The sequence below is a fragment of the Streptomyces sp. YS415 genome (assembly GCF_023544665.1).
Taxonomy (GTDB): domain Bacteria; phylum Actinomycetota; class Actinomycetes; order Streptomycetales; family Streptomycetaceae; genus Streptomyces.
In genome coordinates, this window is sequence record NZ_JAMJFL010000002.1 from 360,001 (window position 1) to 382,595 (window position 22,595).

The 22,595-nt window shown below is 72.8% G+C and carries 19 protein-coding genes; 15 read left to right on the forward strand and 4 right to left on the reverse strand.

Annotated features, from left to right (window positions below; all coding sequences use genetic code 11):
* The first annotated feature begins 17 nt into the window (after nt 1-17).
* Nucleotides 18-1,718 carry a DUF6350 family protein gene (locus tag M8H82_RS04655; RefSeq protein ID WP_250071101.1) on the forward strand — a complete coding sequence of 567 codons (1,701 nt, stop codon included), beginning with the start codon at nt 18-20 and terminating at the stop codon, nt 1,716-1,718.
* A gap of 45 nt (nt 1,719-1,763) precedes the next feature.
* On the opposite strand, the gene M8H82_RS04660 is transcribed toward M8H82_RS04655, so the two are convergent.
* A complete protein-coding gene (locus M8H82_RS04660; RefSeq protein ID WP_250071102.1) occupies nt 1,764-2,561 on the reverse strand; it encodes a hypothetical protein in 798 nt (265 codons plus the stop codon).
* Between the two features lie 295 nt (nt 2,562-2,856).
* Here M8H82_RS04660 and purN point away from each other — a divergent pair, with 295 nt between their 5' ends.
* Nucleotides 2,857-3,474, forward strand: coding sequence for a phosphoribosylglycinamide formyltransferase (purN, locus tag M8H82_RS04665; protein ID WP_250071103.1), 618 nt, complete (start codon nt 2,857-2,859; stop codon nt 3,472-3,474).
* Complete coding sequence (gene purH, locus M8H82_RS04670) at nt 3,471-5,033, forward strand: bifunctional phosphoribosylaminoimidazolecarboxamide formyltransferase/IMP cyclohydrolase (protein WP_250071104.1); 1,563 nt, start codon at nt 3,471-3,473, stop codon at nt 5,031-5,033. The genes purN and purH overlap by 4 nt, the downstream gene beginning before the upstream one ends.
* Nucleotides 5,034-5,106: 73 nt before the next feature.
* Here the strand turns inward: purH and M8H82_RS04675 are convergent, their stop codons facing one another.
* Nucleotides 5,107-5,709, reverse strand: a complete 603-nt coding sequence (locus M8H82_RS04675; protein ID WP_250071105.1) for a hypothetical protein — start codon at nt 5,707-5,709, stop codon at nt 5,107-5,109.
* Between the two features lie 255 nt (nt 5,710-5,964).
* Here M8H82_RS04675 and M8H82_RS04680 point away from each other — a divergent pair, with 255 nt between their 5' ends.
* From M8H82_RS04680 to M8H82_RS04695, 4 genes are all read left to right on the forward strand, one after another.
* Entirely contained in the window at nt 5,965-6,819 is an 855-nt protein-coding gene (locus M8H82_RS04680; RefSeq protein ID WP_250071106.1) for a bifunctional methylenetetrahydrofolate dehydrogenase/methenyltetrahydrofolate cyclohydrolase, read from the forward strand.
* The gene (locus M8H82_RS04685) at nt 6,809-7,285 is read left to right on the forward strand and encodes a DUF3017 domain-containing protein (protein WP_250071107.1); all 477 of its coding nucleotides are present in this window, start codon (nt 6,809-6,811) and stop codon (nt 7,283-7,285) included. Before M8H82_RS04680 ends, M8H82_RS04685 begins: the two co-directional genes overlap by 11 nt.
* A gap of 566 nt (nt 7,286-7,851) precedes the next feature.
* Nucleotides 7,852-9,027, forward strand: coding sequence for an XRE family transcriptional regulator (locus tag M8H82_RS04690; protein WP_250071108.1), 1,176 nt, complete (start codon nt 7,852-7,854; stop codon nt 9,025-9,027).
* A gap of 688 nt (nt 9,028-9,715) precedes the next feature.
* Nucleotides 9,716-10,705, forward strand: coding sequence for a malate dehydrogenase (locus M8H82_RS04695; RefSeq protein ID WP_250071109.1), 990 nt, complete (start codon nt 9,716-9,718; stop codon nt 10,703-10,705).
* Nucleotides 10,706-10,796: 91 nt separating this feature from the next.
* Here the strand turns inward: M8H82_RS04695 and M8H82_RS04700 are convergent, their stop codons facing one another.
* Nucleotides 10,797-11,678, reverse strand: a complete 882-nt coding sequence (locus M8H82_RS04700) for a GNAT family N-acetyltransferase (RefSeq protein ID WP_250071110.1) — start codon at nt 11,676-11,678, stop codon at nt 10,797-10,799.
* Nucleotides 11,679-11,896: 218 nt separating this feature from the next.
* On the opposite strand from M8H82_RS04700, the gene M8H82_RS04705 reads away from it, so the two are divergent.
* Genes M8H82_RS04705 through M8H82_RS04725 form a run of 5 tightly spaced genes read left to right on the forward strand, consistent with a single transcriptional unit; the run spans nt 11,897 to nt 18,968 of the window.
* Nucleotides 11,897-13,396, forward strand: a complete 1,500-nt coding sequence (locus M8H82_RS04705; protein WP_250071111.1) for an aldehyde dehydrogenase family protein — start codon at nt 11,897-11,899, stop codon at nt 13,394-13,396.
* 44 nt (nt 13,397-13,440) lie between these two features.
* Nucleotides 13,441-14,991, forward strand: coding sequence for a GMC family oxidoreductase (locus M8H82_RS04710; protein ID WP_250071112.1), 1,551 nt, complete (start codon nt 13,441-13,443; stop codon nt 14,989-14,991).
* Nucleotides 14,988-16,079, forward strand: coding sequence for a glycine betaine/L-proline ABC transporter ATP-binding protein (locus tag M8H82_RS04715; protein ID WP_250071113.1), 1,092 nt, complete (start codon nt 14,988-14,990; stop codon nt 16,077-16,079). Before M8H82_RS04710 ends, M8H82_RS04715 begins: the two co-directional genes overlap by 4 nt.
* Nucleotides 16,079-18,013 carry a proline/glycine betaine ABC transporter permease gene (locus M8H82_RS04720; RefSeq protein WP_250071114.1) on the forward strand — a complete coding sequence of 645 codons (1,935 nt, stop codon included), beginning with the start codon at nt 16,079-16,081 and terminating at the stop codon, nt 18,011-18,013. Before M8H82_RS04715 ends, M8H82_RS04720 begins: the two co-directional genes overlap by 1 nt.
* Before the next feature lies 1 nt (nt 18,014).
* Nucleotides 18,015-18,968: an ABC transporter substrate-binding protein gene (locus M8H82_RS04725; RefSeq protein WP_250071115.1), complete on the forward strand. Its 954-nt coding sequence runs from the start codon at nt 18,015-18,017 to the stop codon at nt 18,966-18,968.
* 44 nt (nt 18,969-19,012) lie between these two features.
* Here the strand turns inward: M8H82_RS04725 and M8H82_RS04730 are convergent, their stop codons facing one another.
* Nucleotides 19,013-19,525, reverse strand: a complete 513-nt coding sequence (locus M8H82_RS04730; RefSeq protein ID WP_374211624.1) for a carboxymuconolactone decarboxylase family protein — start codon at nt 19,523-19,525, stop codon at nt 19,013-19,015.
* Between the two features lie 52 nt (nt 19,526-19,577).
* On the opposite strand from M8H82_RS04730, the gene M8H82_RS04735 reads away from it, so the two are divergent.
* The 3 genes from M8H82_RS04735 to M8H82_RS04745 are packed head-to-tail and all read left to right on the forward strand — an operon-like array spanning nt 19,578 to nt 22,592.
* Nucleotides 19,578-20,975 (forward strand): PLP-dependent aminotransferase family protein, encoded by a 1,398-nt coding sequence (locus M8H82_RS04735; protein WP_250071117.1) that lies wholly within the window; start codon nt 19,578-19,580, stop codon nt 20,973-20,975.
* A gap of 40 nt (nt 20,976-21,015) precedes the next feature.
* Nucleotides 21,016-21,384, forward strand: a complete 369-nt coding sequence (locus tag M8H82_RS04740) for a hypothetical protein (RefSeq protein ID WP_250071118.1) — start codon at nt 21,016-21,018, stop codon at nt 21,382-21,384.
* Between the two features lie 23 nt (nt 21,385-21,407).
* The gene (locus M8H82_RS04745; protein WP_250071119.1) at nt 21,408-22,592 is read left to right on the forward strand and encodes a glutathionylspermidine synthase family protein; all 1,185 of its coding nucleotides are present in this window, start codon (nt 21,408-21,410) and stop codon (nt 22,590-22,592) included.
* Nucleotides 22,593-22,595 lie beyond the last annotated feature (3 nt).

Consider the following 22,595-nt stretch of genomic DNA (forward strand, 5'->3'; position numbering starts at 1 on the left):
CGCGTGTCGTTGGGAGCATGGCGGGCGTGATCCAGCTGACCGTTCGTCGATCGCCGTTGTCGTCCCTGCTCACCCGGTTGCGCGACCGATCCCCCGGACTGGCCGCGAGCCTCCTGGGTGGCGCGGTGGCCGCGGGCCTCGGTCTGGGCTCGCTCGCCGTGCTGGTGATGGTGCTGTGGATCAGCTCGCCCTACCCCGACAGCGGCCCCTCGGGCGCACTGCACGTCGCCGCGGCGCTGTGGCTGCTGGCGCACGGCGCCGAACTGGTCCGCGTCGACACGCTGTCCGGCGTGCCCGCGCCGGTGGGCGTCACGCCGCTGCTGCTGCTCGCGCTGCCGGTGTGGCTGGTGCACCGCGCCGCCCGGGACGCGGTGGAGGGGGAGGAGGAAGCCGTCTCGGGTCGTACGGCCTGGGCGGGCGTCGTCCTCGGCTACCTCGCCGTGGGCGCGGCCGCCGCGGGGTACGCGGCGGGCGGGGTGCTCCGGCCGGACTGGGCGTGGACCGGGGTGTGGGTGCCGCTGGTCGTGATCGGGGCGGCCGGGGCGGGGGTGTGGACGGCGTACGGGCGGCCCCGGGACGCGGTGGACGAGGTGCTGATCCTGCTGCCGGCCGGGATGCGGCGACTGGTCGTCGGGGGAGAGGCGCGGGCCCGTCTCGACGCCGCGGCACGGGCGGCCGGGGCCGGTACGGCGGTGCTGCTCGGGGGCGGGGCGCTGGTGCTGGCGGTGTCGCTGGTGTGGCACGGCGGCGCGGCGCGGGCGTCGGTCTTCCAGCTCACGGAGGGGTGGTCGGGGCAGTTCGCGGTGCTGCTGCTGTGTCTGGCGCTGATGCCGAACGCGGCGGTGTGGGGGACGGCGTACGCCCTGGGCCCCGGCTTCTCCCTCGGCGCGGGGCATGTCGTGGGGCCGCTGTCCTCGTCACCCGCCGCGCTGCTGCCGCCGTTCCCCCTGCTGGCGGCGGTGCCGGAGGCGGGGGCGGGGACGCCGGTGAACTGGGCTGCCGGGGCGGTGCCGGTGGTGGCCGGGGTGACCGTGGGGTGGTTCGTGGGACGGGCGGCGAGCACGGATGCCGACGGCTCGGTGTGGTCGCGGGGGCGGACCGCCGGGGCGGCGGTGCTGGCGGCGGTGCTGGGCGCGGCGGCCATGGCGGTGCTGGGCGCGATGGCGGGCGGTGCGCTCGGCGTGGCGGCGCTGGCCGGGTTCGGGCCGGTGTGGTGGCAGGTGGGGGTGGCCGCGCTGGCGTGGGGCGTGGCGGTCGCGGTGCCGGTCGCGGTGCTGGTCCGCTGGTGGCAATGCCGGGGGAGGGCGGACGCGGACGCGCCCCGGGTGGGGAAGCCCCGGGCCGAGGAGCGGGGCGGAAAGGAAACACGCCGCGGGAAGACTCAGGCCGCCGGACACGCCACGCTGGGCGGGAAGACGCAGGCCGCCGGGAAGGCGTCGCACGCCGGAAAGACCCCCCAGGACGGAAAGACCCTCCAAGGCGGAAAGACCTCCCAGGACGGAAAGACTCCACCGGCCGCACCGGCCGCAAAAATCTCCTACGGCGACGACGAGAGCCTTGAACCCTACGACTTCCTGCCGACCGAGCCGGTCTGGCCGCCGGTCTGGCCCGCGGACGACGCGGCACGGGAGGCCCGCTGGGCCGCACTGCGGGAGGCATCGGGCCTGGGGGAGACCCCGGAGCCGTCGGGCCCGGGTGACAGCCCCGAGCCCTCATGACGCCCACCCCCGGACCCCCGGTGAAGCTCCGGCCGGGTCAACGCCTCAGCTGTTGTCCCCCAGGACCCCGCGCAGCTCCTTCGGCAGCAGGTCCTCGCAGGCCTGCTTCGCCTCGTAGGTCAGGGCGTCGGTGGTGCAGGTGTAGTAGTCGCTGTACACCAGCTTCGCCGTGAAGCCCGCCGCCACCAGGGCGAGCGCCAGGGACGCCGTGACCAGACCGCTCACCGCGGCCGTCGTCTGGGGCCGGCCGGTGTTCGCCGGGGCCGGGGTGTCGGGGTCGGAGGCGCGGGGCTTGGCCCGCAGGGCGGTGATGCCCCAGTACAGGGCGAGCGCGCCGAGCATCAGGGCGACGTACGGCCAGCTGAACAGTGCGAAGAAGAAGGCCCACATGCCGCAGAGCAGGGCGTAGCGCGCGCGGCGCTGCGAGGGGTCCGTCGGGTCCCAGCGCATGTTCGTGCCGGGGCTGCCGTCCTTGCCGCTCGGGGTCTCCGGGCCGGTGCCGGGGCGCTCGCCGAAGCCTCCGGAGGACCGGCCGGGCTGGCGGTCGCTCCACTGGCTGCCCCAGGGCGAGCCCTGGTCGCCGTCGCCGTCGCCCGAGTCACCGGAGTCGCCGCCTCCCGACGCCGGGCGGCGCGGCTGCCACGGGCGGTCCGGGGTGCCCTCCGGCGGCGGGGCGAAGGGGTTGTCGTCCTTCGGCCTGTCGTCCCGCCCGTCGCCGCTGTTCCCGCCCGACGGCGCGTCCGGCGGCGAGGAGGGCCGCTCGCGCAGCAGCACGCCACGGCGCTCCCCTCCCTGCACCGACTGCGGGGGGAGCGTGAGGAGTCGCAGGCTGCGGTCCGGCATCAAGTGAGCGTCTTCCCCTAGGTGATTACGGCTGACTACTGCTGGCGGCACCAGGTCCGTCACCCTGTGAACGCACCGTCCACGACCGGCGTTCCCGACCGGGCCCCTCCCAGACGCTACCTTCCGGCCACGCCCCCGTCCCGAGGGGGCTGCCGGGTGTGCCGGTATCGTTGCTGACGGTCGGCCGCTTCGTAGGCTTCCCCGTATCCGGGGGCCCGAAGCATTCGTATGAACGCACATACCGTGGTGCGGGTCCGGCCGCCGTACCGACGCACCCCCGAGAAAGGCCCCCGCTGTGGCTGTCAAGCGCCTCGTCGTGCTGGTCTCCGGATCCGGCACCAACCTTCAGGCGCTGCTCGACGCCATCGCCGCCGCCGGCACCGAGGCCTACGGCGCCGAGATCGTGGCCGTCGGAGCTGACCGCGAGGGCATCGAGGGGCTGGCCCGCGCCGAGCGCGCCGGCATCCCGACCTTCGTACGAAAGACCAAGGACTTCGGCAGCCGCGAGGAGTGGGACGCGGCGCTCGCCGAGGCCGTCGCCGGGCACCAGCCGGACCTCGTGGTCTCCGCGGGGTTCATGAAGATCGTCGGCAAGGAATTCCTCGCGCGCTTCGGCGGCCGGTTCGTCAACACGCACCCCGCCCTGCTGCCCAGTTTTCCCGGCGCCCACGGCGTCCGTGACGCGCTCGCGTACGGCGCCAAGGTCACCGGCTGCACCGTCCACTTCGTCGACGACGGCGTCGACACCGGACCGATCATCGCGCAGGGCGTGGTGGAGGTCCGGGACGAGGACGACGAGAGCGCTCTGCATGAGCGCATCAAGGAAGTCGAGCGCAGGCTGCTCGTCGATGTCGTGGGGCGGCTCGCCCGCAACGGCTATCGCATTGAGGGACGAAAGGTAGTTATCCAGTGACCGCCGAGAGCAACAAGCGGGCCCTTCGACGGGCGCTCGTCAGCGTCTACGACAAGACGGGTCTCGAGGACCTCGCCCGCGGGCTGCACGAGGCCGGCGTCGAGCTGGTGTCGACCGGCTCCACGGCCTCCCGTATCGCCGCCGCCGGCGTCCCCGTCACCAAGGTCGAGGAGCTCACGGGCTTCCCCGAGTGCCTGGACGGCCGCGTCAAGACGCTGCACCCGCGCGTGCACGCGGGCATCCTGGCCGACCTGCGCCTGGAGGACCACCAGCGGCAGCTGGCGGAGCTCGGTGTGGAGCCGTTCGACCTGGTCGTCGTGAACCTCTACCCCTTCCGCGAGACCGTCGCCTCCGGCGCCTCTCCCGACGAGTGCGTCGAGCAGATCGACATCGGCGGCCCCTCGATGGTCCGCGCCGCCGCCAAGAACCACCCCTCGGTGGCCGTGGTGACCAGCCCCTCGCGGTACGCCGACGTCTTGGCGGCCGTGCGGGACGGCGGGTTCGACCTCGCCACGCGCAAGCGGCTCGCGGCGGAGGCCTTCCGGCACACGGCGGCCTACGACGTCGCGGTGGCGAGCTGGTTCGCGTCCGAGTACGCGCCCCTCGACGACTCCTCGTTCCCCGACTTCCTCGGCGCCACCTGGGAGAGGAAGAACACCCTGCGCTACGGCGAGAACCCGCACCAGCCGGCCGCGCTGTACACCTCCGAGTCCGGCGGTCTCGCCGAGGCCGAGCAGCTGCACGGCAAGGAGATGTCGTACAACAACTACACGGACACGGACGCCGCCCGCCGTGCCGCGTACGACCACGCCGAGCCGGCCGTGGCGATCATCAAGCACGCCAACCCCTGCGGGATCGCGGTCGGCGCGGATGTCGCCGAGGCGCACCGCAAGGCCCACGCCTGCGACCCGCTGTCCGCGTTCGGCGGCGTGATCGCCGTCAACCGCCCGGTGTCCAAGGAGATGGCGGAGCAGGTCGCGGAGATCTTCACCGAGGTCATCGTCGCGCCGGACTACGAGGAGGGGGCCCTGGAGGCCCTCGCCAAGAAGAAGAACATCCGCGTGCTGCGCTGCCCCGAGGCCCCGGCCGCCCCGGTCGAGGTCAAGCCCATCGACGGCGGCGCGCTGCTCCAGGTCACGGACCGCCTCCAGGCCGAGGGCGACGACCCGGCGTCCTGGACCCTGGCGACCGGCGAGGCGCTCTCCCCCGCGGAGCTCGCCGAACTGTCCTTCGCCTGGCGGGCCTGCCGGGCGGTCAAGTCCAACGCCATCCTCCTCGCCAAGGACGGCGCCTCGGTCGGTGTCGGCATGGGGCAGGTCAACCGGGTCGACTCCGCGAAGCTGGCGGTGGAGCGGGCCGGCGCGGAGCGCGCACAGGGCTCCTACGCCGCCTCCGACGCCTTCTTCCCCTTCCCCGACGGCCTGGAGATCCTGACCGCGGCCGGCGTCAAGGCGGTCGTCCAGCCCGGCGGTTCGGTCCGTGACGAGCAGGTGATCGAGGCGGCGAAGGCGGCGGGCGTGACGATGTACTTCACGGGGACGCGGCACTTCTTCCACTGAGTCCGCGCATAAAGGGCCGTGTCCCCCTGATCCGGGTGGGACACGGCCCTCGGTGCGCTCGGGCGCCGACTGTTCAGTACCGCGGGCGCTTGAACCACTCCCCGCTCGACCGCTTCGCCGCGAAGACGATCACCAGGATCGCGAGGATCAGGATGAGCAGGCCCAGGAGGTAGATGCCGAGTGCGAAGATGCCGCTGACGATCGCGAACGACGCGTACACGATCGAGCAGACGCGGACGCCGTTGCGGCCCTTGGCGTACTGCAGCAGCAGCACCAGCCCGAGGATCGCGAAGACGGCGGCCAGGCCCAGGAAGAAGACCACGACGCCCTTGCCCAGGTCCGCGTAGCGCTCGGCCTCGGCGTCACCGGTGACGCCCGCTTCGAGCATGGTCTGGTCCCAGTCGGCCAGCGCCACGCCGTACACGGCGGCGATGACGATGTGGCACAGGGCGATCACGCCGAGCATGATCTGCGCGGCACGGGTGATGCCGGGCATCTGGGCCGGGCCGGCCGGCGGGTAGCCGTAACCGCCGGGGTGCACCGGAGGACCCGCGGGGTAGCCGCCGTAGCCCTGCGGCGGGACGCCGGGCGGCTGGCCCTGCTGCGGATAGCCGTAACCGGGGTTGGGCTGCTGGGGCGGGGGCCCGTAGGGGCTGTTGGGTTCGCCGAAACTCATGGCGGTGTTCCTCCGTGTGACTGCGGGGACGACGAGCGGCACGGTTCGGAGGAAGGTCAACAGATGCGGTTCGTCCCCCCGGTACTGCCCGCGGCACTGTGGCCACAATCGTTCTTCAGCGGCCGGTTCGTTGTCCAGCCGTACTCCCTATGTGTTGTGCAAGTGCAACACGGCTGATCATGGGCGGACGCGGGCGGACAGCCGGCCGGGGACCCGGATTGGAAGAGGGACCCCGTCATCCGGGAGGATGGGGCCATGACCGCCCAGATTCTCGATGGCAAGTCCACCGCAGCCGCGATCAAGTCCGACCTGACCGCCCGCGTGGCGGCGCTGAAGGAGAAGGGCGTCACGCCCGGCCTCGGCACGATCCTGGTCGGGGACGACCCCGGCAGCCAGAAGTACGTCGCCGGCAAGCACCGCGACTGCGCCGAGGTCGGCATCGCCTCGATCCAGCGCCAACTGCCCGCCACCGCCACCCAGGAGGAGATCGAGGCGGCCGTACGGGAGCTGAACGAGGACCCCGCCTGCACCGGCTACATCGTCCAGCTGCCGCTCCCCAAGGGCATCGACGAGAACCGCATCCTGGAACTGATGGACCCCGACAAGGACGCGGACGGCCTGCACCCGATGAACCTCGGCCGTCTCGTCCTGAACGAGCCGGCCCCCCTGCCCTGCACCCCCAACGGCGTCCTCACCCTCCTGCGCCGCTACGGCGTGGAGATCAAGGGCGCCGAGGTCGTGGTCGTCGGCCGCGGTGTGACCATCGGCCGCCCGATGCCGCTGCTGCTCACCCGGCGCAGCGAGAACGCGACCGTGACCCAGTGCCACACCGGCACCCGCGATCTGTCGGCGCACCTCAAGCGCGCGGACATCATCGTCGCGGCCGCCGGGTCGGCCCACCTGATCCGCGCCGAGGACGTGAAGCCCGGCGCGGCCGTGCTCGACGTCGGTGTCTCGCGCAGCGCCGAGGGCAGGATCGTCGGCGACGTCCACCCCGACGTGGCGGAGGTGGCCGGCTGGATCTCCCCTAACCCCGGCGGCGTCGGCCCGATGACCCGGGCCCAGCTGCTGGTCAACGTGGTCGAGGCGGCGGAGCGCAGTGTCGGCTGAGCGGCCCTTCGAGCCGGACGACGACCTCGAGGTACGGGACGCGGTCAGCGCCCCCGACGCCGAGGGCAGGCCGCGCCGTACGACCCGCCGCTTCCCTCTGTTCACGCGGGACACCGCGCGCCCCGAGGGCGGCGGCCGTGCCGCACCCGGCGACGCCCCGGCGCCGGCCCGCCAGTGGCCGATCCTGCTGGTGCTCGTACTCGTCGGCACCGGCCTGCTCGTGACCGCCCTGGACGCCTTCCGCGCCGGGACCCTGCTGATCGGGGTGGCCCTGATCGGTGGCGGGCTGCTGCGCTGGCTGGTCCCGGACGTCGGCATGCTCGCGGTCCGCTCCCGCTTCACCGACATCGTCACCTACGGCGTGCTCGGCACCGCGATCGTCCTGCTGGCACTGATGGTGCAGCCGAAGCCCCTGCTGGAAATCCCGTTCCTCAAGGACACCCTGCACTTCACGGTCGACAATTAGCACGTCCGTACGACGGCGGCCCGTCCTCTCCCCCGAGCAAGGACGGGCCGCCGCCGTGCGTTCACCTTCCCGCGCCTCGAAGCGCCTGTTCAACGGCTGGCAGGGCGCTGTGGCACAGCGGTGACCGTTCCGCCACGGTGTGCGCGGCCTGCCACAGCGTGCGGATGTCGGGAACCGGTGGGGAGGGATCAGCGTCATGTGCATTCCGTGACGGGATATGTGCGGTCTGTGTGACGATGTGCTGACAAGTTTGCGGATTTCGACGGAAGTCGGACGACAGTCGGGCTAGCGTTGCCAATCGGGACGGTCCGGGACGTCCCGCACGGCCGTCGACGATGTCACCGGGGGGAGTGGGGCCCAGAGGGAACGGGCGGTGGGAGACTGGACCGCGGCCCGCCAGGCGTGCGACGGTGCATGCCCACGGCCCCCTACGCTCCCGTGCGCCCCCACCCCGGGAACTGAGATCCTGACTCGGCGCATCCCTTTGGGTAGCCAGGAACGGTACTCGCAGAGGGTGCAGGCGCGGGGAACAGACAGCACGAACCGGGGGGAAGAGGGGGGAAGCAATGCCTCGTTGGAAGGACTTGCCGGATGAACTGGATCCGCAGGTCAGAGAGTTCGCCAGCCAGTTGCGCCGGCTCGTGGACCGCAGTGGTCTGAGCATCGCCGCGGTGGCCGACCGGACGGGTTACAGCAAGACGTCCTGGGAGCGGTACCTGAACGGGCGGCTGCTCGCGCCCAAGGGCGCGATCGTGGCGCTGGCGGAGGTCACCGGGACCAATCCGGTCCACCTCACGACGATGTGGGAGCTCGCCGAGCGCGCGTGGAGCCGTTCGGAGATGCGGCACGACATGACGATGGAGGCGATCCGGATCTCCCAGGCGCGTGCCGCGCTCGGTGAGTTCGGCGCGCCTCCGGCGAACGCGAAGGGCGCCCGGACGGCCCGCAGGAACGGCAGCGCGACGGCGACGCCGGGCATCGCGGGTCCGGCGGGGGTGGCGCCGACGGTGCCGCCGCGGTCCGTGGACGCCGATGTCGTCCGGGACTCCGTGGAGGAAGCGGCGGCGTCGGGCGGCAACTCCTGGGGCATGGCCGGGTACCGGGGCCCGTCGCGGCCGGCGGGTGCGGGCGGCGGCGGTACGACACCGTCGGCGAGCCCGGCACCGGTTCCGCAGCCGACTCCGTCGTACAGCGAACCCCCGCGCGGGCCTCGGGGCGGGCACGCCGCCGCCCCTTCGGGCGAGAGCCGGGGCAAGCGTCGGCTGACGATGTTCCTTGCGGGCGTCGTGGGCGTGCTGGTGGTGGTCGCCGCCGCGTTCTTCCTGACGGACGGCGGGGGCGGGTCGAAGAACGAGAGCGGTACGAAGTCCCCGGCGCCGACGGTGACGACGGACGCGGAGCTGCCTCCGGGCGTGGAGTGCAGCGGGGCGTCCTGCACCGGCAAGGACGCCGAGGCCATGGGGTGCAGCGGCGACCTGGTGACGACCGCGAAGACGGCGACCGTGGGCACGACGGTGGTGGAGGTCCGGTACAGCAAGACCTGCAACGCCGCGTGGGGCCGTGTCACCCAGGGGGCCGAGGGAGACCAGGTCCGGGTGAGCGCGGGCAAGTCGGAACAGACCGGCGCGATCACGGTGACCGGCGACACGATCGCGTACACCCCGATGGTCGCGGTCAAGGACGCGGGCGACGCGAAGGCCTGCGTAACCCTCGCGGCGGGCCAGGAGGGCTGCACGAAGTAGCGGCGGGCGGGTCACGGGGGCGGTCGGGCAGAGGCGGCGCGGCCGGGCGCAGGTGGCGGGCCACGGGGGCCGCCGGGCACATGTGGCGCGGCGGGTCGGGGCCGCCGGGCACACGTGGCGGCGGGATGCGTTCCGGGCGAGGGCCCGGCGCAGGCGGCGGGGTGTGTTCAGGGCGCGGGTCAGGCACCGCGGTGGGATGTGTTCCGGGCGCGGGGGCGGCACGGTGCCTCCCCAGGCAGGAAACGTGCGCTGCGCCGGTGAAACCCGTGGTGAGCGGGCGGGGCGGCAGGTGTCTCCCCGCGTCAGGGATGCGGGGGCGGCCGGGCGGCATCCCCCGACGGGGGACGGGCGCTGCGGCGGACTGACCCCGAGTCAGGGGACGGGGCGCGACGGCAGCGGGAAAGAAAATCCGGGACGGAGGATTAGCCCTCCCCATCGCGGGCACGCGCACCGTACCCCCACGGGAGTCCGGCAACCCGGCACCCCCACTCGGCGGCCGCCCCGTTCCACCTCTCCCGGACGGGCGGCCGCCCCCTTCTGGGGGTCTGTGGGCTGGGCCACACCGACCCGGACGTCCGGGATGCCGGAGGCGCGATAGCCTGACCGCTGGATCTCTCTTGACGCCAAGAGATCGATCAAACATCCGGGGCAGGGACGCCCCACCGCCAGCTGTCATACGGAGAACGCCATGACCCGCACTCCCGTGAACGTCACCGTCACCGGCGCGGCCGGCCAGATCGGTTACGCCCTGCTCTTCCGCATCGCCTCCGGCCAGCTGCTCGGCGCGGACGTGCCGGTCAAGCTGCGCCTCCTGGAGATCACCCCGGCGCTGAAGGCCGCCGAGGGCACGGCCATGGAGCTGGACGACTGCGCGTTCCCGCTTCTCCAGGGCATCGAGATCAGCGACGACCCGAACGTCGCCTTCGACGGCGCCAACGTCGCCCTCCTCGTCGGCGCCCGCCCCCGCACCAAGGGCATGGAGCGCGGCGACCTTCTGGAGGCCAACGGCGGCATCTTCAAGCCGCAGGGCAAGGCCATCAACGACAACGCCGCGGACGACATCAAGGTCCTCGTCGTCGGCAACCCGGCCAACACCAACGCCCTCATCGCCCAGGCCGCCGCCCCGGACGTACCGGCCGAGCGCTTCACCGCGATGACCCGCCTGGACCACAACCGCGCGCTGACCCAGCTCGCGAAGAAGACCGGCTCCACGGTCGCCGACATCCAGCGGCTCACCATCTGGGGCAACCACTCCGCCACGCAGTACCCGGACATCTTCCACGCCACCATCGCCGGCAAGAACGCCGCCGAGGTCGTGAACGACGAGCAGTGGCTGGCCGACGACTTCATCCCGACCGTCGCCAAGCGCGGCGCCGCCATCATCGAGGCCCGCGGTGCCTCCTCGGCCGCCTCCGCCGCCAACGCCGCCATCGACCACGTCCACACCTGGGTCAACGGCACCGCCGACGGCGACTGGGTCTCCATGGGCATCCCGTCGGACGGTTCCTACGGCGTCCCGGAGGGCCTGATCTCCTCCTTCCCCGTCACCTGCAAGGACGGCAAGTACGAGATCGTCCAGGGCCTGGAGATCAACGAGTTCTCCCGCACCCGCATCGACGCCTCCGTGGCCGAGCTCGCGGAGGAGCGCGAGGCGGTCCGCGCCCTCGGCCTCATCTGAGCCCCGGTTCTTCGTCAGTACCCCGCACAGGCCCCGCTCCGGTCTCCACCGGAACGGGGCCTGTCGCCTGTTCGCGTCCCCGAACGGGCCGTCAGAGCCGCTTCTCGAACCAGTGCCCGGCGTACACGTTGTCGTCGTACCGCGGGATCTCCCGGTACCCGCACGCCCGGTACATCGCCTGCGCCTCGGTGAGCACGACGTGCGTGTCCAGTCGTACGACCGCCAAGTCCCGTTCCGACGCCTCGCGTTCGAGCGCGCCGAGGAGCCGGCGGGCCAGCCCCAGGCGGCGGGCGTCCGGGTGCACCCACACATGTCGGATCTCGCCGACGCCCGGCTCGAGCCGCCGCAGTGCCCCGCACCCCACCGGCACGCCCTCCTCGTACGCCACGAAGAACGCCCCGGCGTCCCCGGAGACCTCCTCGGGCCGAACGAGGGCGCCGGGGTCGAAGCCTTCCGGGAAGCGGGCGTCGAGGTCGGCGGCGTAGGCGTCGAGGCACGCGCGGGCGTCCCCGCTCGCGCCGTCGACGTGCCGCACGGTGATGGCGGCGAGGCGCAGGAGGCGGCGGGTGGTGGCCATCGCCTCGGTGAGTTCGGCGCGCTGCCCCGGGGTGAGGCCGCCGAGGAGGTCCGCGACCAGGGCGTCGGCCCGCCGCTGCTGCTCCTTGAGCTCGACCCGTCCGGCGCGCGTCAACTCCACCATCCGTGACCGGCTGTCGTCGGGATGCACCCGGACCCGGACCACGCCCTGCGCCTCCAGCGCCCTGGTCATCCGGCTCAAGTACCCGGCGTCCAGGCCGAGTCGGCTTCTGAGCTCCCGCAGGGACACCCCGTCACCGATCTCGAACAGCAGCCGGGCCTCGCCGAGGGGGCGGTCCTGGCCGAGGTAGCGGTCGTCGAGGGCGCCGATCCGGCGCGTGAAATAGCGGTTGAAGCGGCGGAAGGCCGTCACTTGCTCCGTCGACACGGGCTCCATATTTCTTTGACTTTAGTCAAAGTTCTCGAAGGCGTCGAGGTGTCTGCGCAAGTGAGGCACGCCATTCGCCCCTATATGTCCGCATGTTCCGTGACGCCGCCCACTTCCGGCCCCGATCGCGCATGCATCGAGGAAGCCAGGGCAGGTGCTGCCGGTCCCAGAAGGTGACACCCAGGTGACTCAGGGGCGCCGAACAGGAACGGAAGGCAATACCGATCATGGCAAGGCAGCACGAACGACGGACGATCCATGTCGACGGCGAGTGGCGCGAGGCGGTCTCCGGCGCGACCCGCGACATCATCGACCCAGCGGTCGCCCGGCCCTTCGCCGTGGTCGCCGAGGGCGACGAGAAGGACACCGACCTGGCGGTCGAGGCCGCCCGCCGCGCCTTCCGCGAAGGCGACTGGCCGCGCACCCCGGCCGTCGAACGTGCCGCGCTGCTGCGCCGCGTCGCCGACCTGCTGGTGCGCGACCGCGAGGAACTCGGCGCGCTGGAGAGCCAGGACGCGGGCAAGACCCTGGAAGAGGGCCGCGTCGACATCGACTGCGTCGCCGACGCCTTTCGCTACTTCGCCGACCTCGTCGCGGCCGAGGCCCCGGGCCGGGTGGTGGACGCGGGCTCGCCCGACATCCACAGCGTCGTCGTGCACGAGCCGGTCGGCGTCTGCGCCCTGATCACCCCCTGGAACTACCCGCTGCTCCAGGCCAGTTGGAAGATCGCTCCGGCGCTCGCCGCGGGCAACACCTTCGTCGTCAAGCCGAGCGAGATCACCCCGCTGACGACCGTCGCGCTGATCGGCCTGCTGGCCGAGGCAGGGCTGCCGGCCGGCGTCGCCAACATCGTGACCGGGCCGGGCCATTCGGTCGGCGCCCGGCTCGCCGAGCACCCCGATGTCGACCTCATCTCCTTCACCGGCGGCCTGATCAGCGGCACCAAGGTGGCGCAGGCCGCCGCACCGGGCGTCAAGAAGGTCGCCCTCGAACTCGGCGGCAAGAACCCCAACGTCGTCTTCGCCGACGCCTGCGCCACCGACGAGAGCTTCGACACCGCCGTCGACCAGGCCCTCAACGCCGCGTTCATCCACAGCGGCCAGGTCTGCTCGGCCGGTGCCCGCCTCATCGTCGAGGAGTCGGTGCGGGACCGCTTCGTCACCGAACTCGCCCGCCGGGCGGGCCGGATCAGGCTCGGCCGCGGCACCGACGAGGGCGTCGAGTGCGGCCCCCTCGTCTCCGAGCAGCAGCGCGCGAAGGTCGAGGCGTACGTCGCCTCCGCGCTGGCGGAGGGCGCAATCCTGCGCACCGGCGGCAAGCGCCCGGAAGGGCTCGGCGCCGGCTACTTCTACGAGCCGACCGTCCTCGACGCCTGCCACCGCGAGATGAAGGTCGTCCGCGAAGAGGTGTTCGGTCCGGTCCTCACCGTCGAGACCTTCCGCACCGAGGACGAGGCCGTCGCCCTCGCCAACGACACCGAGTACGGCCTCGCGGGCGCCGTCTGGACCGCCGACGCCGGCCGCGCCCGCCGGGTCGCCGGCCGGCTGCGTCACGGCACCGTCTGGATCAACGACTTCCACCCCTACCTCCCGCAGGCGGAGTGGGGCGGCTTCGGCAAGAGCGGCGTCGGCCGCGAGCTGGGCCCCGCCGGCCTCGCCGAGTACCGCGAGAGCAAGCACGTCTACCAGAACCTCGCCCCGAAGCCCGTCCGCTGGTTCGCCGGCTGACCCCTCCTCGACCTCCTCCTCCCCGCACCTTCTGGAGCGCCCCCATGCCCCCTGTGCCCCCCGCGTCCGCGAACACCCATGTCTACGACTACGTCGTCATCGGCGGCGGCACCGCCGGCTCGGTCATCGCCTCCCGGCTGACCGAGGACCCCGATGTCACCGTCGCCGTCATCGAGGGCGGCCCGAGCGACGTCGGCCGCGACGACGTGCTGACCCTGCGCCGCTGGATGGGCCTGCTCGGCGGCGACCTCGACTACGACTACCCGACGACCGAGCAGCCACGCGGCAACTCCCACATCCGGCACAGCCGCGCCCGGGTGCTCGGCGGATGTTCGTCGCACAACACCCTGATCGCCTTCAAGCCGCTGCCCTCCGACTGGGACGAGTGGGAGGCGGCCGGAGCCAAGGGCTGGGGCGCGGTGCCGATGGAGGCGTACTACACGCGGCTGCTGAACAACATCGTCCCGGTCGACGAGAAGGACCGGAACGCCATCGCCCGCGACTTCGTCGACGCGGCCCAGGAGGCGCTCGGCGTCCCGCGCGTGGAGGGCTTCAACGAGAAGCCGTTCACCGAGGGCGTCGGCTTCTTCGACCTCGCCTACCACCCGGAGAACAACAAGCGGTCGTCCGCCTCGGTGGCGTATCTGCACCCGGTGATGGACGAGCGCCCCAACCTGACGATCCTGCTGGAGACCTGGGCGTACCGGCTGGAGCTGGACGGGACCCGCGCGCAGGGCGTGCACGTACGCGCCCAGGACGGCGAGGAGTTCCTCGTCCGCGCCCGCAACGAGGTGCTGCTGTGCGCCGGCGCCGTCGACTCGCCGCGGCTGCTGCTGCACTCGGGCATCGGGCGCGGCGAGGACCTGGAGGCGCTCGGCATACCCGTGGCGCTCGACCTGCCCGGCGTCGGGGAGAACCTGCTCGACCACCCCGAGTCGGTGATCGTGTGGGAGACCGACGGTCCCATCCCGGAGAACTCCGCGATGGACTCCGACGCGGGCCTGTTCGTGCGCCGCGACCCCGAACAGGCGGGCCCCGACCTGATGTTCCACTTCTACCAGATCCCCTTCACGGACAACCCGGAGCGCCTCGGCTACGAACGCCCGGAGTTCGGCGTCTCGATGACCCCGAACATCCCCAAGCCGAAGAGCCGCGGCCGGCTGTACCTGACGAGCCCGGACCCCTCGGTCAAGCCCGCGCTGGACTTCCGCTACTTCACCGACGAGGACGACTACGACGCGCGGACGCTGGTCGACGGCATCCGCATCGCCCGCGAGATCGCCCGGACCGAGCCGCTGGCCGGCTGGCTCAAGCGCGAGGTCTGCCCGGGCCCCGAGGTCCTCGGCGACGCGGAACTCAGCGAGTACGCCCGCAAGGCCGCGCACACCGTCTACCACCCCGCCGGCACCTGCCGGATGGGCGCGGCCGACGACGAACTGGCCGTGGCCGACCCGGAACTGCGCATCCGCGGCCTGGAGAACATCCGCATCGCCGACGCCTCCGTCTTCCCGACCATGCCCGCCGTGAACCCCATGATCGGCGTGCTGATGGTCGGGGAACGCGCCGTGGACCTGATCGGCGGTGACGCGCGATGAACGGCACCCCGGTCTTCTCCGTGGAGGGCCTGTGGAAGGTCTTCGGCCCCAAGGCGGACCGCGTCCCCGCCGACCCTGGACTCGCCGCGCTCGCCCCCGCCGAGCTGCGCGCCCGCACCGGCTGCACGGCGGCCGTCCGGAACGTCTCCTTCGACGTCCGCAAGGGCGAGGTCTTCGTGGTGATGGGCCTGTCCGGCTCGGGCAAGTCCACCCTCGTCCGCTGTCTTACCCGCTTGATCGAACCGACCTCCGGCACGATCGCCATCGACGGCGAGGACGTCCGCGCCATGGACACCTCCCGGCTGCGCCGGCTGCGCCGCCACCGCGCGGCGATGGTCTTCCAGCACTTCGGCCTGCTGCCGCACCGCACGGTCCTCGACAACGTCGCCTACGGCCTGGAGATCCAGGGCATCGGCAGGTCCGAGCGCCGGGAGCGGGCCGCCGAGATCGTGACCAAGGTCGGCCTGGCCGGCCTGGAACAGCGCAGGCCCAGCCAGCTCTCGGGCGGCCAGCGCCAGCGCGTGGGCCTGGCTCGCGCCCTCGCGGTGGACCCCGAGGTGCTGCTCTTCGACGAGCCCTTCAGCGCCCTCGACCCCCTGATCCGCCGGGACATGCAGGAGGAGGTCGTCCGACTGCACCGCGAGGAGGGCCGCACCATGGTCTTCATCACGCACGACCTGAACGAGGCCCTGAAGCTGGGCGACCGCATCGCGCTGATGCGCGACGGCGAGGTGGTGCAACTGGGCACCCCCGAGCAGATCGTGGGCTCCCCGGCCGACGACTACGTCCGGGAGTTCGTCCGGGACGTGCCGCGCGAGCAGGTCATGACGGTGCGCACGGCGATGCGGCCCGCGTCCGCGGAGGAGGCCGGCAGCGGCCCGGCGGTCGCCCCGGACGCCACCGTGTCCGAGGCCATCGAGGCGGTCGCCCGCACCGGCAGCCCGGCCCGGGTCGTGGACAACGGCCGCTGCCTCGGCGTGGTGGACGCCGCCGCCCTGCTGGGCGTCGTGGCCGGCGCATCCGCCGCCGGCCCGGGCAGCCGCGCCGCCGGTCCGGCGCCCACCGATGCCACCCCGGAGCCGGTCTGATGGCGACGATCACCGCACCGACGCCCCGCGCCCTGCCGCGCGTCCTGAGAAACCGAGCCGCGGCCAAGCTCGTCCTGCTCGCCCTCGCCGCCGCGGTCATCGTCCCGCTGGCCCACGCCCGCTGGGCGAGCGGCAGCTGGCCCGCCGCCCTCACCGTCGACCTCACCGACCCGCTGACCAGGACCAGCGACTGGATCATCGACAACCGGGACAGCCACCCGCTGTTCCTCCACTTCCTGGGCCACGTCAGCAACGCGGTCGTCCTCGCCGTACGCGCCGTCTACCTGGTGCTGCTCGCCGCGGGCTGGGCCGGCGTCACCGCGTTCGGCGCGCTCCTCGCCTGGCGCGTGGCAGGCGCCGGGCTCGCCCTGGGCACCGCGGCCGCCTTCCTGACCTGCGGCGCCCTCGGCATGTGGGTGCCGGCCATGCAGACCCTCGCCCTGATGGCGGTCGCCGTGCTGGCGTCCGTCGCCGTCGGCGCCCTCCTCGGGCTCGCCGCGGGCCTCTCGGACCGGATGGACCGCGCCCTGCGGCCGGTCATGGACACCATGCAGGTCCTGCCCGCCTTCGCCTACCTCCTCCCGGTCGTCCTGGTCTTCGGCATCGGCGTCCCCGCCGCCGTCCTCGCCACCGTCGTCTACGCCGCCCCGCCCATGGCCCGCCTCACCGCGCTCGGCCTGCGCGGCGCCGACAAGGAGGTGCTGGAGGCCGTCGACTCCCTCGGCGCCACCGCCCGCCAGCGGCTGCTGACCGCCCGTATCCCGCTGGCCCGCAAGGAACTCCTCCTCGGCGTCAACCAGACGATCATGATGGCGCTGTCCATGGCCGTCATCGCGTCCGTCATCGGCGCCGGCGGCCTCGGTGACCGCGTCTACCAGGCACTGGCCTCGGTCGACGTGGGCGCGGCCCTCGCGGCCGGCATCCCGATCGTGCTGCTGGCGGTCGTCCTGGACCGGGTCACCGCCGCGGCGGCCGACGGGACCGAACGGACGGGCCGCACGGCAGGGGCGTACGCCCTCGCCGCCGCCCTGGCCGTCGCCGTCGCCGGACGCCTCATGGGGCGCCTGGACTGGCCCGACGCCTGGGTGCTGAACATCGCCGAGCCGGTCAACCGGGCCGTCGACTGGATGACCGCCCACCTCTACTCGGGCGTCCCCGTCGTCGGCGGCACCGCCGACTGGGCGGGCCGCTTCACCACCTGGGTCCTGGACCCGGTACGCGACGGACTGCAGTGGCTGCCCTGGTGGGCCGTCCTGCTCGTCGTCGCCGCCCTCGCCTGGCTGATCGGCACCTGGCGCACCGCGCTCACCGCGACCTGCGCCATGGCCGCGATCGGCGTGCTCGGCGTGTGGGAGCCGTCCCTGGACACCCTGTCCCAGGTGCTCGCCGCCGTCGCCGTCACCCTCGTCCTGGGCGTCGCGACCGGCATCGCCGCGGCCCGCAGCGACCGGGTGGACCGCGCTCTGCGCCCCGTCCTGGACGTCTTCCAGACGATGCCGCAGTTCGTGTACCTGATCCCGGTCGTCGCGCTGTTCGGCGTCGGCCGCGCCCCCGCCGTGGCGGCGGCCGTCGTCTACGCCCTGCCCGCCGTCGTCCGCATCACCGCCCAGGGCCTGCGCCACGTCGACCCCGCGGCCCTGGAGTCGGCCCGCTCGCTCGGCGCGACCCCGGCCCAGCAGCTGTGGCAGGTCCAGCTCCCGCTCGCCCGCCGCTCCCTGCTGCTCGCCGTCAACCAGGGCGTGGTCCTGGTCCTCGCCGTCGTCATCATCGGCGGCCTGGTCGGCGGCGGCGCCCTCGGCTACGACGTCGTCTTCGGCCTCGCCCAGGGCGACCTGGCCACCGGCCTGGTGGCCGGCGCCGCGATCGTCTGCCTCGGCCTGATGCTCGACCGGGTGACCCAGCCGACCGAACGCCGCACGAAGAAGGGAGCGTGACATGCGCGTCCGTGTCACCACGACCGCCGCGCTGGGTGCGCTGCTCCTGCTCACCGGCTGCGGCGCCGCCGACATGACCCGGCAGGCCTCGCCGTTCGCCAACGCCCAGGGCGCGAAGACGGTCACCCTGTCCGTCCAGTCCTGGGTCGGCGCCCAGGCCAACGTGGCCGTCGCCCAGTACCTGCTGGAGCACGAACTCGGCTACCGCGTCGACACCGTCCAGGTCGACGAGGTCCCCGCCTGGGACGCGCTCAGCCAGGGCCGGGTCGACGCGATCATGGAGGACTGGGGCCACCCCGACCAGGAACAGCGGTACGTCAAGGACAAGAAGACGATCGTCAACGGCGGCGGCCTCGGCGTCACCGGCCACATCGGCTGGTACGTCCCCACCTACTTCGCGAAGCAGCACCCCGACGTCACCGACTGGAAGAACCTCAACAAGTACGCCGACCGGCTCCGCACCCCGGAGAGCGGCGGCAAGGGCCAGCTGATGGACGGCTCGCCCTCCTACGTCACCAATGACAAGGCGCTGGTGAAGAACCTCGACCTGGACTACCAGGTCGTCTTCGCCGGTTCCGAGGCCGCCCAGATCACCCAGATCAAGCAGTTCGCCAAGGAGAAGAAGCCCTTCCTGACCTACTGGTACGCCCCCCAGTGGCTGTTCCGGAAGGTCCCCATGACCGAGGTGAAGCTGCCCGCCTACAAGGAGGGCTGCGACGCGGACCCGGAGAAGGTCGCCTGCGCCTACCCGCACACCCCGCTGCAGAAGTACCTCAACGCCGGCTTCGCGCGGGACGGCGGCGAGGCCGCGGCCTTCCTGAAGAAGTTCCGCTGGACGACCGAGGACCAGAACGAGGTCTCCCTGCTGATCGCCGAGCAGAAGCTGGCCCCCGAGGAGGCGGCGAAGAAGTGGGTGGACAGCCACGAGTCCACCTGGCGGCCGTGGCTGTCCTGACGCTCACCGCCCGGGGGTGACCCGGGCGGGCGAGGCCCCGTCGGTCAGTGCCGGCCCGGGCTGTAGTGGCCCGGCGTCATCCGGCAGGTCACGCCGAACCGGTTCCAGGCGTTGATCACCGTGATCGCGGCGATCAACTGGGCCAGTTCCGGCTCCTCGAAGTGGGCGGCGGCGCTCGCGTACACCTCGTCCGGCACGAAACCGTCCGTGAGGACGGTGACCGCCTCGGTCAGCGCGAGCGCCGCGAGCTCCTTCTCGGTGTAGAAGTGCGCCGACTCCTCCCAGGCGGACAGCTGGACGATCCGCTCCACGCTCTCCCCGGCCGCCAGGGCGTCCTTGGAGTGCATGTCCAGGCACATGGCGCAGCGGTTGAGCTGCGAGGCGCGGACCTTCACCAGCTCCAGCAGCTTCGGGTCCAGGCCCCGCCGGGCCGCCGCGTCGAGCCGGACCATCGCCTTGTAGACCTCGGGCGCGTGGTCGGCCCAGCGCAGCCGGGGAGCGTGCTCGGGCGCGTACTCAGCGGTGGCTTCGGCGGGGGCGGTGTGATCACTGGTCATCGTCATGCCTCGACCCTACGAAGGGAAAGACCCAGGGGTATGGTCCATTTCCATGGCGGATGCGTGGGCCACTTCGAGCGCCCTGGGGATCGACCTCCACCTGGACCCGGCCACCGGACCGGGTCTGCGGCGGGGCCTGACCGACACGCTGCGCGAGGCCGTCCGCACGGGCCGCCTGGCGCCCGGCACCCGGCTGCCCTCCTCCCGCTCCCTGGCCGCCGACCTCGGCATCGCCCGCAACACGGTCGCCGACGCCTACGCCGACCTCGTCGCCGAGGGCTGGCTCACCGCCCGCCAGGGCTCGGGCACCCGAGTCGCCGAGGGCCGCTCCACACCCCCCACGGCCACCGCTCCTGCCCGCCGCCTCCGCCCCCGCCCCACCCACGACCTGACCGCCGGCACCCCCGACCTCGCCGCCTTCCCCCGCGCCGAATGGCTCAAGGCGGCCCGCCGCGCCCTCAGCACCGCCCCCTACGACGTCCTCGGCTACGGCGACCCACGCGGCCGCATCGAACTGCGCACCACCCTCGCCACCTACCTCTCCCGTGCCCGCGGCGTCCGCGCCGACCCCGAACGCATCGTCGTCTGCGCCGGCTTCCCCCACGGCCTGCGCCTCCTCGGCACGGTCCTGCGGGCCCGCGGAGCCCGAACGATCGCCGTCGAGTCGTACGGACTCCCCGAACACCGCGCCGTCCTGGCCGATACCGGCCTCGCCACCACCGCCCTGCCCTTCGACGAACTCGGCACCGACCCGGCCGGGTTGTCCGACGAGGGCGCCGTACTGCTCACCCCAGCGCACCAGTTCCCGATGGGCGCCGTCCTGCACCGCTCCCGGCGGGCGGCCGCCGTGGACTGGGCCCGCCGCACCGGCGGCCTGATCCTGGAGGACGACTACGACGGCGAGTTCCGCTACGACCGCCAGCCCGTCGGCGCGCTCCAGGGCCTGGACCCCGAGCACGTCGTCTACCTGGGAACCGCCAGCAAGTCCCTCGCCCCCGGCCTGCGCCTGGCCTGGCTGGTCCTGCCGCCCGACCTGGTGGAACCGGTGACCCGGGCCAAGGGCGACGTGGACAGCTGCGGGGTGCTCGACCAGCTGACCCTGGCCGAGTTCATCACCCACGGTGCCCACGACCGCCATGTCCGCTCCTCCCGGCTGCGCTACCGCCGACGCCGGGACGCCCTGGTCACCGCCCTCGCCGAACGCGCACCCACGGTCCGGGCCACCGGCATCGCGGCCGGTCTGCACGCCGTCCTGCGTCTGCCGCCCGGCACCGAGACCTCGGTCGTCCAGGCGGCCCACTGGCAGGGCCTGTCCCTGTTCGGCCTGGCGCGGTTCCGCCACGAACAGGCCGTCGCCGAGCCCTTCGACGCCCTGGTCGTCGGCTACGGCACCCCGCCCGACCATGCCTGGGCGGGGGCCCTCGAAGCCCTGTGCAGGGTGCTGCCGTAAGGTGTTCGTCCAGCCGAAGGACACGGGGGAGAGACGGGACATGGCTCGGACGAAGCGCCGACTGCGGTCCAGCACAGTGGTGCTGGGCGGGATGGGAGTCGTTGCGGCGGCACTGACCTCCTGCGGTTCCGAACCCGACCGCCGCTGCGTCGACCGGGACAGCTACACCTGGGACGGCTACAAGGTCATCGCCGACAAGAACTGCAAGTCGGGCTCCTCGGGTTCCTCCGGCTCCTCGTACGGCAAGGGCGGCAAGAAGAAGACCGGCAAGGGCGGCAGCACCGACGCCGCCTGGTACTACGACGCCGACGTCGACGGCGGCTACGCCGACTACGGCACCTTCAGCCGCAGCGACGCCGTCGACCGCGGCGGCTTCGGCTGCTCGGGCTCCGGCAGCGGCGGCGGCTGACCCGGCCCGTCGGGACGTCCACCGTGGAACGCCGCACCATCGAACCCCGCCCCGGCTGGCAGCGGACCGTCGAGGAACAGGGCCTGATCTACCCGCTCACCCGCTACCCCGACAACTCCCTGCGCCCCTACTGGGACGAGAGCGCCCACTACGTCTTCTCCCTGGAGGAGGTCGAGGCGCTGGAGGAGGTCGTCGAGGAACTGCACCGCATGTGCCTGCGCGCCGCGGAGCACATCGTCACCTCCGGGCGCCTCGCCGACCTCGGCATCACCGACCCGCGCGTGGCGCAAGCGGTCACCGAGGCCTGGCACCGCCGCGCCGAACTCCCCTCCCTCTACGGCCGCTTCGACCTGCGCTACGACGGCCGCGGCCCGGCGAAGCTCCTGGAGTACAACGCCGACACCCCCACCTCCCTGGTCGAGGCCGCCTCCCCGCAGTGGTTCTGGATGGAGGAGCGCTTCCCCGGCGCCGACCAGTGGAACTCCCTGCACGAACGCCTGGTCGCAGCCTGGAGGAACCAGGCCGCCCTCCTCCCGCCCGGCAGCCCCCTGTACTTCGCGCACTCCGCCGCCGACGAACTCGGCGAGGACCTGATGACGGTCGCCTACCTCAAGGAGACCGCCGAGCAGGCCGGCCTCGACACCGACTGGATCTCCATGGAGGAGATCGGCTGGGACCGCCTCTCCGGCCGCTTCGTCGACAACCGGCTCCGCTTCATCCGCAGCTGCTTCAAGCTCTACCCCTGGGAGTGGCTCACCACCGACCGCTTCGCCCCGCAGGTCCTGGCCACCCTCGACAACGGCGGCGGCACCGGATCCACCCTCTGGATCGAACCGGCCTGGAAGATGCTCCTGTCCAACAAGGCCCTGCTGGCGATCCTCTGGGAGCTCTACCCCGGCCACCCCAACCTGCTCCCCGCCCACCTCGACGGCCCCCGCGACCTCGCCCGCACCACCGGCTACGTCGCCAAGCCCCTGCTGGGCCGCGAGGGCGCGGGCGTCACCGTCCACGAACCGGGCACCGACCCCGCCCCGCGCGACGAGCCCTGCTGCTACCAGGAGCTGGCACCCCTGCCCGACTTCGACGGCAACCGGGTCGTCCTCGGCGCCTGGGTCGTCGAGAACGAAGCGGCGGGCCTGGGCATCCGCGAATCGGCGGGACTGATCACCGACGAGTACGCCCGCTTCCTGCCGCACGTGATCCTCTAGGCC

Excerpts from the sequence above, each read along its gene's own strand:
- M8H82_RS04655 (WP_250071101.1), top strand. The coding sequence starts at position 18 with ATGGCGGGCGTGATCCAGCTGACCGTTCGTCGATCGCCGTTGTCGTCC.
- M8H82_RS04660 (WP_250071102.1), bottom strand. The coding sequence starts at position 2,561 with ATGCCGGACCGCAGCCTGCGACTCCTCACGCTCCCCCCGCAGTCGGTG.
- M8H82_RS04675 (WP_250071105.1), bottom strand. The coding sequence starts at position 5,709 with ATGAGTTTCGGCGAACCCAACAGCCCCTACGGGCCCCCGCCCCAGCAG.
- M8H82_RS04680 (WP_250071106.1), top strand. The coding sequence starts at position 5,965 with ATGACCGCCCAGATTCTCGATGGCAAGTCCACCGCAGCCGCGATCAAG.
- M8H82_RS04690 (WP_250071108.1), top strand. The coding sequence starts at position 7,852 with ATGCCTCGTTGGAAGGACTTGCCGGATGAACTGGATCCGCAGGTCAGA.
- M8H82_RS04695 (WP_250071109.1), top strand. The coding sequence starts at position 9,716 with ATGACCCGCACTCCCGTGAACGTCACCGTCACCGGCGCGGCCGGCCAG.
- M8H82_RS04700 (WP_250071110.1), bottom strand. The coding sequence starts at position 11,678 with ATGGAGCCCGTGTCGACGGAGCAAGTGACGGCCTTCCGCCGCTTCAAC.
- M8H82_RS04705 (WP_250071111.1), top strand. The coding sequence starts at position 11,897 with ATGGCAAGGCAGCACGAACGACGGACGATCCATGTCGACGGCGAGTGG.
- M8H82_RS04710 (WP_250071112.1), top strand. The coding sequence starts at position 13,441 with ATGCCCCCTGTGCCCCCCGCGTCCGCGAACACCCATGTCTACGACTAC.
- M8H82_RS04715 (WP_250071113.1), top strand. The coding sequence starts at position 14,988 with ATGAACGGCACCCCGGTCTTCTCCGTGGAGGGCCTGTGGAAGGTCTTC.
- M8H82_RS04720 (WP_250071114.1), top strand. The coding sequence starts at position 16,079 with ATGGCGACGATCACCGCACCGACGCCCCGCGCCCTGCCGCGCGTCCTG.
- M8H82_RS04725 (WP_250071115.1), top strand. The coding sequence starts at position 18,015 with ATGCGCGTCCGTGTCACCACGACCGCCGCGCTGGGTGCGCTGCTCCTG.
- M8H82_RS04730 (WP_374211624.1), bottom strand. The coding sequence starts at position 19,525 with ATGACCAGTGATCACACCGCCCCCGCCGAAGCCACCGCTGAGTACGCG.
- M8H82_RS04735 (WP_250071117.1), top strand. The coding sequence starts at position 19,578 with ATGGCGGATGCGTGGGCCACTTCGAGCGCCCTGGGGATCGACCTCCAC.
- M8H82_RS04740 (WP_250071118.1), top strand. The coding sequence starts at position 21,016 with ATGGCTCGGACGAAGCGCCGACTGCGGTCCAGCACAGTGGTGCTGGGC.